At 41.0% G+C, this 12,008-nt stretch carries 7 protein-coding genes; all 7 read left to right on the forward strand.

Features of this window, described 5'->3' with window-relative positions; all coding sequences use genetic code 11:
* Positions 1 to 11 precede the first annotated feature (11 nt).
* The 7 genes from IPJ86_15240 to IPJ86_15270 all read left to right on the forward strand — a co-directional run bounded on the left by IPJ86_15240 (position 12) and on the right by IPJ86_15270 (position 12,002).
* Positions 12 to 695, forward strand: a complete 684-nt coding sequence (locus IPJ86_15240) for a T9SS type A sorting domain-containing protein (GenBank protein MBK7888577.1) — start codon at positions 12 to 14, stop codon at positions 693 to 695.
* Positions 696 to 1,009: 314 nt separating this feature from the next.
* Positions 1,010 to 2,017, forward strand: a complete 1,008-nt coding sequence (locus IPJ86_15245; GenBank protein ID MBK7888578.1) for a hypothetical protein — start codon at positions 1,010 to 1,012, stop codon at positions 2,015 to 2,017.
* Positions 2,018 to 2,042: 25 nt separating this feature from the next.
* Positions 2,043 to 2,237 (forward strand): hypothetical protein, encoded by a 195-nt coding sequence (locus IPJ86_15250; protein ID MBK7888579.1) that lies wholly within the window; start codon positions 2,043 to 2,045, stop codon positions 2,235 to 2,237.
* Positions 2,234 to 2,674, forward strand: a complete 441-nt coding sequence (locus IPJ86_15255; GenBank protein MBK7888580.1) for a hypothetical protein — start codon at positions 2,234 to 2,236, stop codon at positions 2,672 to 2,674. The genes IPJ86_15250 and IPJ86_15255 overlap by 4 nt, the downstream gene beginning before the upstream one ends.
* On the forward strand, positions 2,649 to 3,926 hold the full coding sequence (locus IPJ86_15260; GenBank protein MBK7888581.1) for a radical SAM protein: 1,278 nt from the start codon (positions 2,649 to 2,651) through the stop codon (positions 3,924 to 3,926). The genes IPJ86_15255 and IPJ86_15260 overlap by 26 nt, the downstream gene beginning before the upstream one ends.
* Before the next feature lie 514 nt (positions 3,927 to 4,440).
* A complete protein-coding gene (locus tag IPJ86_15265) occupies positions 4,441 to 4,842 on the forward strand; it encodes a hypothetical protein (protein MBK7888582.1) in 402 nt (133 codons plus the stop codon).
* Between the two features lie 149 nt (positions 4,843 to 4,991).
* On the forward strand, positions 4,992 to 12,002 hold the full coding sequence (locus IPJ86_15270) for a T9SS type A sorting domain-containing protein (GenBank protein ID MBK7888583.1): 7,011 nt from the start codon (positions 4,992 to 4,994) through the stop codon (positions 12,000 to 12,002).
* Positions 12,003 to 12,008: the final 6 nt, after the last annotated feature.

The following is a 12,008-nucleotide window of genomic DNA, read 5'->3' on the forward strand; positions in this document are numbered from 1 at the left end:
CAAAACCAATTATGAAACGTCTGCTGAATCTCATTTGCTTAGGGCTGATCCTACTGTCAGGACAGGTTATGGCACAGCTTCCTCATTTGAGGGTGAGTGCACTTAACAACTGGCCGGATACAGTATATAACAATCAAAATGTGGCGGTCAGTGCCGTCGTGGAGAATATAGGCACCGCGGCATATCAGGGTCCGTTGCAAATCATCCTGCAAACAGATAGCGGGACGTTCTCCTATTTATATTTCAACCAAAGTACATCCGTTTTAATCTTACCGGGTGATACCATTGTCTTCTCCCCGCCTAACGGTTATATTTTCGACAGCACGGTTTTTCGTCCCGGAAATAATGTGGTGGTGGTTTGGCCGCATAGTGCACAAGCCATTCAGGTGGACACCTTCCTTGTGGATACCTATTTCATACAGAGCTTGTTCCAAGGAATTAATGACCCCAAGCCCATCCCCGGATTGAAATTATTCCCTAACCCTGCGCATAATGAAGCGGTAATTACCAGTCCTGAAATTGGGCTTGAGGGCGTAAGAATTTTAAATAGCTTAGGCAAGGAAGTATGGTCCTTAAGAGGAGAAAATATGTACAGTATAGCACTTCCTGTAGACCAATTACCTGTAGGGTTATATATGATAGAAATTATCGGCAACGAAGGCCGGCGTTCCGGATATAGATTGTTGAGGCAGTAGTTAGGTTAGATTACTTTTCAGTTTTAAAAGAGCCGTGGACGCCCCACACAGAGGTGTTCCACGGCTTTCTTGTGTTATTTTATGAAATGTTTCGAATATTTCTTATTTTTCGGGGATAATGGATTGAAGAATTAACCCGGTTTGAGTAGATCATGCTGTTCAAACCAATAAATTTTGCAAAATGAATTTATTTTGAGTTCAGCCTTACGCTATTGAAATGATCCAACAATTATTATTTGAAGACTTAATATCCTTTTTGGAAATGATCAAAAATGCGATTGTTCAGATAGATCCATCATTCAATTCAACAACTCATGAATACATTCCTTAGAAAAGTCAGGATTCCGGTATCACTGTTTTTGATTGCTGCAATTCTTAATTTAAGTATTGGTTGCAATTATTACAAAGTCCGGAGTATTGATGAACTAACGGCTTCCTTGAGCAAGGAAAAAATACAATCGTATCAAAAGCTGAACAAGTACATTATATTGCATACAGCTGAAACGAATTATCATATTACGGATATCAGCATTGACAGTACGAACAATTTCATGAAAGCGAAATTGCTTCCATTGGCTCAGTATCATATGCTCTACAGTAGTCCCTCCTATGCAAAGGGTAGATATAAATCACGAAAAGAACGCCAGGTACTTGATGAAGTCCATTTGTTTATTCAAAACAATGTTAAAGCAAATGAAGATGGCGAGATTACCATACCACTTACCTCTCTGGTTCGTATGGATATCGTTCAACCGGATTATGGAAGAACTATCGCCAGCTATGTATTTGGTGCGATTGGAATTACAGTTGGCCTGCTGGCCATTATATCAGTAATTATTTTACTTACGAAATCTTCCTGTCCTTTTGTTTATGTTGATAACGGTAATGGATATACGTTTATCGGGGAGATGTATGGCGGTGCTATTTTCAAGCCCCTTCAGCGGGATGATTATATGCGGCTCTGTACCGGCTCTGATACTACTGCCACTTTAAAAATTAAAATTGCAAACGAGCTGAAGGAAGTACAGTATACCGATCTGGCGCAATTGATTGTAGCCGAACGTGTGGATAATAAAGAAACAGTGATAGATTCGAAAGGTCACCTGTTTACGCTGGATCAGCCGGTCCTTCCCCGGAAAGCGATGTTGAATGAAAGGGAGAATGTTACCTCTTCCGTCACCTCCCTGGATAGTTCTTTCTGTCTGTTCAACGATGAATCTAAGGCGGACTTGCAGAATGATCTCCACTTGTCTTTTCGCGAAGCCGGATGCGGTTACTTCCGGCAGACTGATACTAAAAGCAAAAAATTCATGGTGGCTTGATTTCGCCTTTACCAAGTTCACCGAATTGTTTGGAAGCTACTATCCCACGTTTGTAGAAAAGCAACGTGCCTCTTCCCGCGAAAAGTTAATGAAATGGTCTGCGGATAACGGCATTCCACTTTCCGTTTATATCAAGACAGGTACAACATGGGAATTACTGGAGCAAATACCCACTTCCGGACCCATGGCCTTGCGCACATTTTGTGTCCCCTTGATTTGAAAACACATAAAGGGAATACGGTAGAGGTAAAAATAAGTTGTGGATTCCTCAATTGGGAATTGGACGAGGTCTCAATGGATTATTCAGAGCAACAACCTGTGGTTTATCATCAATTGAATCCGGAAAGTGCCATAGATCAGGATAATATAAATTGTACAAAGCAGTTGTTGAAAGCAGATCAGGACTATCTCGTACAACCACTGCCGGGACAGGAATGTGTACTCACCTATCAATTGCCCGCGTTAAAGAAAGGAGCTCACTACGATGTGTATTTACACAGCAATGGCTACTACGAACATGTAAGAGAATATACCGGTATCCCTGATCGGAAGTTACTGGAATCTTTTAAAGCTCCGGCCGCATTCAATAAATTTATGCATCTATTGTATAAGCAAATGGAGGCCAATCACCATGAAAGCATTGCAAATGTCCGTTAACGAGCAACAAGAGTCGACCATGGTCATTGAAAAAAGCGAGCTGCAACAATCCGTTTCAGATGTTATAGCTGATAAAGTATCCACTGAGCCGTTCCGGATTCCATCAGGTCAACACCATGTACATGGCTGGAACCTTTTTCTGTTGAAAAGAAAATTCCGCCTTCAATTCGCAAAGATGGTACTGCAACGGTATGGTTTCAGCAGAAAGGCAGTTGCAGTCATACGCAACCTAAAAAAGAAGAACATACAAATACACGGACCAACGGCATTTAGAAAATGGGTCCATGCTTCAGGGAAAAACTATTTCTACCTGTATGCTGCCGGCTATCCATCAGCGTCTCTTCAACGCATGATGCAACAGGAGATGGACCGACTGGATCAACCGGACACACTGCAGTTGCGGTTTGCGTTTTTGGCGATCACAAAAAAATGTGCGCTACGCTGTGAGCATTGTTTTGAATGGGATAATATTAACCAGAAGGAAGTATTGTCGTATGCGGATTTAAGAAATATTGTTTTGAAGTTAATCGATGCGGGAATAACGCAACTGCATCTGAGTGGAGGAGAGCCCTTACTCCGGGTAAAAGAGATCGTTCAACTGGCAAAGGAGTTTTCCTCTGTCCTTGATATCTGGGTCTTGACTTCCGGTTTTAATGGTACGGCTGAGAACATAGCACTTCTAAAAGAGTCCGGAGTGTGCGGTTTTGCTGTAAGTATTGATCATTATTTACCGGAAGAACATGATCGTTTCAGGAAACATTCAGGTTCTTTCGAACAAGCAACACAAACCATACATTTTGCCCGCGCACTGGACATGCCGGTAGCTCTTTCGGTTTGTACAACGAGAGCATTCTGTACAGAGGAGCATCTGCATAACTATCTCGAATTAGCAAGACAGCTAGATGTTTCCTTTGTTCAAATCCTGGAGCCCAAAGCTGTAGGAAATTATTCCGGAAAAGATGTGCTACTTCAAGAGCATCATATTCGCCAACTTGAATCTTTTTACCTGAAGTACAACAGAGACGTACAGTATAAGAACTATCCCATCATCGTTTACCACGGCTATTATCAACGCAGAAGCGGATGCTTTACATCTGGCAACCGGGCATTATATATTGATACCAATGGCGAAGCAATGAGTTGCCCTTTCTGTCACTGTTCTTCCGGCAATTTGTTAAGAGAAGATGCCAAGACGATCATCTCCAGGATGCGAATGAAAGGATGTTCTTCCTTTGGTACAAGTACTATTTGATTCGTTGACCATTGATGATTTGATGATTTGATCGCGAAGCCTCGCGATTTGATGATTTGAAGATGGGATGATAGGCTATTCAATTTGGCGGGAGACAGGTTTGATCTCTATGTCGCGCGATGGACTATTTTGCGAAAGCTACGAAGTCCGAAGAGGTCGAAAGACTTATCTTAAGTTAATCATAATCATCCCTCCTTCGCTGACTTTGTGCGCCAAAGCTTTAGCGACGGAGCAAGCTTTGGCGCACACAGTAAGCGATGGCGTAAGCTACGGAGGGCAAGCATAATACATCGCTCCTTCGCTAAAGCTACGGCGGACAAGTCTGTGGCCAATCAAGTTTGGATGCAACTGTCAATTTGTTATTACTGTTGGGTTCTATGAAAATCGGGATTTGAACTCCAAAACCAATCCGAAAACCGCTGATTTATCATTTATCCTTTAAAACTTAACATTAAAAATATTTTGTTATTCGAAATTTAATTCTACTTTTGATTCAATCTAAACTTTATTACCCATGAAAACTCAACACTTTCACCATGGTCTTTTAACAGTATTTCTCTCGGCAACGACACTCCTTTTACAGGGACAAACACCTTCTGATGCGTATGTGCTGATTTCACCTGATACCGGTAATAATGTAAAAGGTTTCATGCATATCACTTTACCGGATACCAATAACATTGCAGCCATAGAAGTAAAGTTAGGCAGTACCGATGGTGGCCACGACTTGGCGAATTATACTTTTAGTTATGATGTTACCGGATCATTGCCTGCGGGATATGTATGGATGAGAGATGGTTTTAAATTGATTCTTTCGCTTGGCTCTTATCCTGTCAGCGATCTTCAGTTTGGACGTGTGCGTTTGCAAAGGAGTGATGGTGGATGGGGGGATGAGTTTGCCTTTGTTAGGAATTGAGTTAATGCCTTCCCAAGACGTGAGATGGGTTTCAGGAAATTGAATAGTTGGCCGGCTCTCAATGGAGGTCGTCAGTTGATTATCATCATTAGTTTGTAATTGTATGTTCTAATACGTAATTGATATCACCCATCAAAAACATTTAACCCATGAATCATTTCGTCTCTTTCTTAAAAAAGACCTTGTTCCAAAGTGCTTTGAAATTTCTTGCTTGTGTAATTCTTTTGTTGTTCTTTTATGCTTCATTATTCGCGGGCAACTACTCCTGGAACGGAACGACTAATAATAACTGGGCCACAACCACCAACTGGTCACCCAATGGTACTCCCGGGGCTAACGACACCATCACCATCAATTCCGGAAAACCGAATCTTGAACTGGATCAGGATCGAACTGTGAACAGGATTGTTCAGAATGGAAGTACTATCGATTTAGACACCAACCAACTTTATGTGACCCAAAGAGCCAGCTTTAACGGGGGTGATGTCATAGGAGAGTCATTAAAATTACGGGGCACATACGTATATTTTCAAGGAACCGATTTTAATTGTACCTTAGATGTTGTGGTAGGACAAATAAAGTTTTCCGGCGGTACATTTGACCAGACCGGTTCCTTCGAGCAAAACGGAGGGGCCAGCGGTTGGGGTGCGGGCGGCTGTGTTTTTAATGATTCAGTAACTATTAAAAACTCGGGGGCTACCTATCTCCGTATGGGAGAAACTACCGGTGATATCTTTAACGACAAGGTTACTTTTATCAGTTCCGGCGTGTATGCCTTGCAATTGTCGTATGGCGATACCAGCAGGTACAATGGAAATGTATTTATTAATTGCACCGGCAATGGCGGCCTTAGCTTTTGTGCAGGAACCAATGCTGCTGCTATCATCGGTGCGGGGAAGACACTTTCAGCAGGAAGCAGTGGATTGACAGCCGGAGTGATTACACTTAAAAATATTGTGCAATCCGATTCAACCACCCAATCCATCGTCACTACCGGCACCAGTACATTAAGTATGCAGGGCTGTTCAATTACCGGGGCAATTACTGTTTCCACCCCGAGTCTGTTGGTGAAGACCAGTACTTTTTACAATGCAGCCACTTTCACTAAAACCGGTAATGCTACCAATCATTGGGAAGGCGGTAATGTGTTTTATGGAACCACCACCATCAACAACAATACTACCGGATCAGGTATACTGCGCATGGCATTGCAGACGGGTGATGTGTACGCGGAAGATGTGACTTTTAATACCAGCACAGGCTATATTCAGGTGGCCTTTGCCGATACCAGTACTTTTGGCGGAGATGTGACCACTAACAATTCAAAAGTGGGCTTCAGTTCAGGCAGCGGACTTCTGCAATTTAACGGAGGCGAAGATCAGGCCCTGACCACAGCAGCCATCATTTCTGCTCAGAAATTCATGTTAACAAAACCGGGCGGCCTGCTCACCACCAACCGACAAATTACCATCGATAGTGTACTCACCCTTAACGGAGGAATACTAAGTACCGATTCGCTTATCACATTAAAAGCACCGGCAATTGTAAATGGTGGCAGTATCGTGAGCCATATTGACGGACCCGTGAAAAAAATCGGGAATACGGGATTTGTTTTTCCAGTGGGAGATCAGGGGCAATGGAACCCCATTGAAATTTCAGCACCAACTCAAACTACGGATGCATTCACCGCCCGTTTCTATCTGGAAGGACAACCCTATGGTAGTGCAGCAGATACCACCATTCGTTTATTAAATACATGTAGTTATTGGAATTTAACCCGCACAACAGGCTCTAGTAATGTAAATGTGTCGCTTTACTGGGACAGTATTGCCTGCGGTTTATACGATACAACAGGTTTAATTGTAGCTGCATGGAACGGATCAGCCTGGAAAAATGTAGGTAAAGAAGGTATCACCGGAAATGTGATGTCAGGAAAAGTCAAGAGTCTTACGCTGACGAATTACTATGAAGCTTTTACTTGGGGCTTAACTCCGGCGCTGGGTCAACCTGGCATTATTCCCATCAATCCTGCCTTGAATATTAGTTCTTCTGATCCATCGTGGAATCATATCATCTCTGAAGATTATTTTGGATACAATGGTTCCAGTGTATTAGATGAAGGACAATATTGGTCTGATCTTTCTTCCAACGCTGTTTTATTGCATAATGGAATCAGCAGCATTCGGCATAATGGCGGAACCAATGGTAATTACTGGGATTGGCGAACAGGATGGTTTATTCCGGAAAATGAACTGCCCAATGATTGGTTTTACCTGAAACGATCGAATAAAAAACCGTTTCCTGATTTACTTCCCGATGGAACTTTTGTAAATGAGATGCAGTATTTTAAAATATGTAATGATGCGGTTGCCGGGCGACCCATTTTCCAATTCAACAATCTGACATCAGGCTTTAACTACGAACTGGCCAGCCTTTACAGAGCGCATGAGTTGAATCTACCGGTCAGGTATGTAGAACTTGGGAATGAATTTTATTTAAATGACGAGCAATACAAAGAAGTTTTTCCTTCTTCCTTCGATTACATTAACTATGCTAATGCATATACAGATGCTTTAAAAAGCATTGTACCTTTCGCAGCTATTCAGGTGGCAGTTGTTGGATCATCATTCAGTGAAAACTCAGCCGGACGTAGATCACTCTGGTTGGAAACTATTCTCTCAAATATCCATAATGTAACACACCGTCCTGATGCCATCACCATTCATGAATATTATTCCAGCGGACTAAATGAACCGGTACTATCCACATTTGGGAATGCAAACATTGGCAAAATGTTTATTAAGCCTTTTAATAAAGGAGATGATCTCATTGCAAATGAACTGAAGGCTGTTAATGACAGAAGTACAGCTTTAAGTTTGAATCCGCCTTTAGAAGTCTGGCTCACCGAATACAATATGAATGATGATGCCAGTAGTAATGTAGGAACATGGGCGCATGGATTGTTCAATGCGATTCAAACATTGAAGTATTTGGAATCACCGCTAATTACTCATCTGAGCTCACATGCAATGACGTCTGACGCGGTATATGGAAATATTTTTGAATCTGATCATGGATTCTCAAATCTTACAGCAGGACAACTTCCCTTTAATATTGGAAATCCAGCAACCTTTCTAACAACAAAGTATGGCTTTACAGCTTCCGGTGCCGCACAAAACGAGATCGCACTGGCTATGAAAGGTGCAAATGTGGTAGCCCATCGGATTGACTTTAGTGGTGATGCGACTGATATAGGAAATATAAGCTACTATGAAGCAAATGGAAGTTTGACTACGAGTATTAATTTGCTGAATTTATACGGATGGTCATTTGAAAAAGAGGAAGGCTTTGAAGCCATCATCTTAAATTTGGGCAATCTTGAATACGATATATCAGATGCTTGTAGCCTCGGCATTTTTTCAACTTCATCCAATTGCCCTCAGAGCATAGTTCAATTAAAAGCGATAGATCCCACAGCAGGGATAGGTTCCATTGATATTTTACCTGTTGGCAGCCTTAAGCAAGATAGATTGTATACTTCAGGAGAAATTCCAATTGCCATTCCTAATCATGTCTCCATTCCACCTTACTCGCTTACCCGAATCATCTACAGAAATCCCGGTACAATCACACTGCGTTTAACCGATGATGAAATCTGTAAAGGGACAACTACCTCTGTACTGGTTCAAGGAGCAAATTTTAATTCAACTATTACATTGGAGGTAAAACAAGGATCTACAACCGTTTATTCTAATAGCATTTCTGATTCACTCTTCAATCTTCCTACTAACCTGGATCCGGGTACATATACCCTTTTCGCCAATGATGGCAGTGTCACATCCGATCCTGTAAATTTAATTATTTATCCGGCAATGAGTGTAACTGCAGCTATTACTTCAGGAAATAACATTCCTTGTTTAGCAGATCAGGATATCACTTTAACTGCTGATATCAATACTACCAGCACTGCTACTTATTCCTACCTGTGGGTTCCTGATAAACATATACTCGATAATAATCCTTTTCAACAAAGTATAGTATTGGATAATGAAAACCTGACTACACAAGCCTATCAGGTTTTTGTATTTGATGGTCAATGCTGGGCAAGTAGTAATTTGATCACTTTTGACAGAGGGCCTTCTAGTGTTGATTTAGGTGATGATTTCACGGTTTGTGACAATAATGTAGATTTTGATTTGCGAGCGATAACTACTTATGCTTTTGTTGACAATAGTCTATTTCATTACAGGTTACTTCAAGACAATACAGAAATCGCAACCGGTCAACTTTCTGATTTTAACGTTCCGAATCCCGGAGTTGGCAATTGGACATATAGGGTGGAAGTATGGACGGACAATGGTACAATTAGCTCCGAAGATTGCCCCATCTGGGATGAAGTAGTTGTAAATGTAGTAGCTTGCTGCAGTTGCTCCAGTGCAATTGCATTAAGTCCTACTCCTCATGTTGTCGTGAATGAACCTGTTAACAATTATGCTGATGAGGGTGAGTTAATAGATCAGGCGATGGCATTAGGGAATGATTTTACTGTATTTCCTTCAAATGGCGATGCAACTACCGTCACAATAACTCAAGATGATCCTGCCTATAGTATCTGCATCAACGGTGAATTTTGGATCAGGAATGCTAATCGAGGATCCAACAACTTAGAAACGCTGGTTCTACAGAAATGTACGCTCCGATTGGGAGAAAATGGTAAAATAAAAATAAGAGGCAGAGTAAAACTGGTATTCAAAGGCTGCCTGGTTGAATCCTGCAATGGCACCACCATGTGGGATGGTGTCTATTCAGATATTACCAACCAGGCGATAAAAGAGCCTGAAATTGAAATAACAGATTATATCTCCACACGCACGATCATACGCCACGCCAGAAATGCCGTTGTGCTACGAAGGGATTCACCATTTATGATTGAAAAGTGTGATTTTGATAATAATTATGTGGATGTGCTCATGGAGAAGTATAATAAATCCATGAGCCAGGACAGATCTGGCAATGGGGTGAATGCCTTTTCTCAAAAAAACTATATTAGAAGTTGCAGTTTTTCAAAAACAGGCGCCTTGTTAGCCCCTTATACCGGCATCCAAAAACTGGCCGGAATCCGCTTACGTGATGTAGAACGTGTTGTGATTGGGGACAGTTCCATGCACTCAAGTGTTTCGGCGAATACTTTTTCCAATGCGAGCTATGGTATTATGGGGTACAATGCCGGTTTTGAGTGTTATAATAATACATTCAGCAATATAAATTATGATGTTGATGGAACGTCGGCAGAAGAAAAACATAAAGGATCCTGCATTTATTCCTACTCCGCCAGCGATTACAACGATCGTAAAACGATAATCGGCTGCAAGAATTTCAATGCAGGAGCACCGGCATCGCATAAAAATATTTTTACTTCATCTGTTAATGGCATTGTTTCAGTTGGAGAGATGAATCTGAAGGTGTTTAATAATGTGTTTGGTAGTGGTAGTACCAATGAACGACTTGTAAATTATGGAATATGGACACATGGTAGTAATAAAAAATCTGCTTACATCACTCGCGGAAATGAGTTTTATGATTACTATGTTGGCATCAGGAGTTTTGGGATTCATCCGGATGGTATCTATCATATAGGATTTAATAATTTTTTCAACGCCTATATCCCAAATTGGAGTGTAGTGAATTCTTTTCAGGGTACAGCTATTCATATGTCGAATAGTTATGTACCACCATCTTTTATTGGTCAATCAGAAGTTCCTCCAATTAATATTTACAACAATGAAATTGGACAAATAAATGATGAAGCTGAAATTGAACCAAGAATAGGGATTTTCACCTCTAATATTTATCAACCTATCATCCAAAACAACAATATTTATTATTTCAGAGCAGCACAGGTGTCTAAACCGCATAGCATTGGTATCTGGGCACAAAACTGTATTGCACCAAGAGTAGCAGGGAATTTAATTTTGGAGCACCAAAATATTAATCAAGGTTATGGTGCTAACCTCATTGGTATGAAGTTCGACCGAAATATTAATCCTTGTATTGGCAGCCAAAATATTACAGAGAATTTAGGCTACGGATTAAGTTTTTGGGACAATAACGGTCAGGTGGCCTTATCTACCAATCAATTTACAAACTGCGACAATGGCGTAAATTTAGACTGGGCAGAAATTGGCACTCAAGGTGACCCCGACAGAACCGATGACAATGGATGGACGGACAGAAATGTAAGTCCTGTACTTAACAGGGTGAATGGTCTTACTCTAAGTAATCTTCCGATTCGATGGTATTATCAACCTACACCTGCCGAATTTTCACCATTGCCTAGTGGTAGTGTAAACGCAACAATAATAAATTCACCCGGAAATCCTCCGATCGATTGCCCCATTATTCAAAATGTAGCCTCACGCAACCAGACATTCGGATATGTTATTGGCGACTCCGCCCGCTATGAGGAGAACTATCAGCCTAGTTTTAGCTATAGTGCAAAAATGATTACCCATAAAACACTGAAACGGGATACTTCACTTATGTATATGGATGATGAAACGGATGAATCGTTTATCGATTTTTACAATGCGATGAGTCAAAGCAATATTGAGAAATACGATTCCGTTGCGCTTTTAATTACACAAGGTGAGTTTGCTGTTGCTGCTGCATTACTGGCAGGTATTGAAGATACCAATGACCAGGAAACCTTCCTTACAAATTTTTATACACTCTACCTGACAAAAATTGTGTACGATTCTTTGCTGAGTAACGCAGATAGTTCATTGCTCATTGAAATAGCTTATTCACATTCACTACTTTATGGAGATGCTGTTTATTTGGCCCGTAACGCATTGTTTCTGGAAATACATGATGAAACACTCGAAAGCAATTTAAGAAGAGCTGTTTTTAGAAAACAACCGATTGAAAGAAATTTATCAGCTCAACCAAATCCGGCTTCTGAACGAACTCAAATAAAAATGAATGCTGAAGATTATTCAGGCAGAATGCAATTGCTGGATGGACATGGCCGGTTGATAATAGATCGAAACCTCCAAAATGGATGGTTAGACGTAAAGAGTTTGAATCCTGGAGTTTACTTTATAAAAATACCTGAAGAAGACTCTTCTTCGATACTATGCAAACTGGTTATTATCCGATAAGAAAGG

It is taken from the genome of Bacteroidota bacterium, assembly GCA_016713925.1.
Classification (GTDB): Bacteria; Bacteroidota; Bacteroidia; order AKYH767-A; family OLB10; genus JAJTFW01.

Coding starts and splice junctions, on each gene's coding strand:
- IPJ86_15240 (MBK7888577.1), top strand. CDS start 12: ATGAAACGTCTGCTGAATCTCATTTGCTTAGGGCTGATCCTACTGTCA.
- IPJ86_15245 (MBK7888578.1), top strand. CDS start 1,010: ATGAATACATTCCTTAGAAAAGTCAGGATTCCGGTATCACTGTTTTTG.
- IPJ86_15260 (MBK7888581.1), top strand. CDS start 2,649: ATGAAAGCATTGCAAATGTCCGTTAACGAGCAACAAGAGTCGACCATG.
- IPJ86_15265 (MBK7888582.1), top strand. CDS start 4,441: ATGAAAACTCAACACTTTCACCATGGTCTTTTAACAGTATTTCTCTCG.
- IPJ86_15270 (MBK7888583.1), top strand. CDS start 4,992: ATGAATCATTTCGTCTCTTTCTTAAAAAAGACCTTGTTCCAAAGTGCT.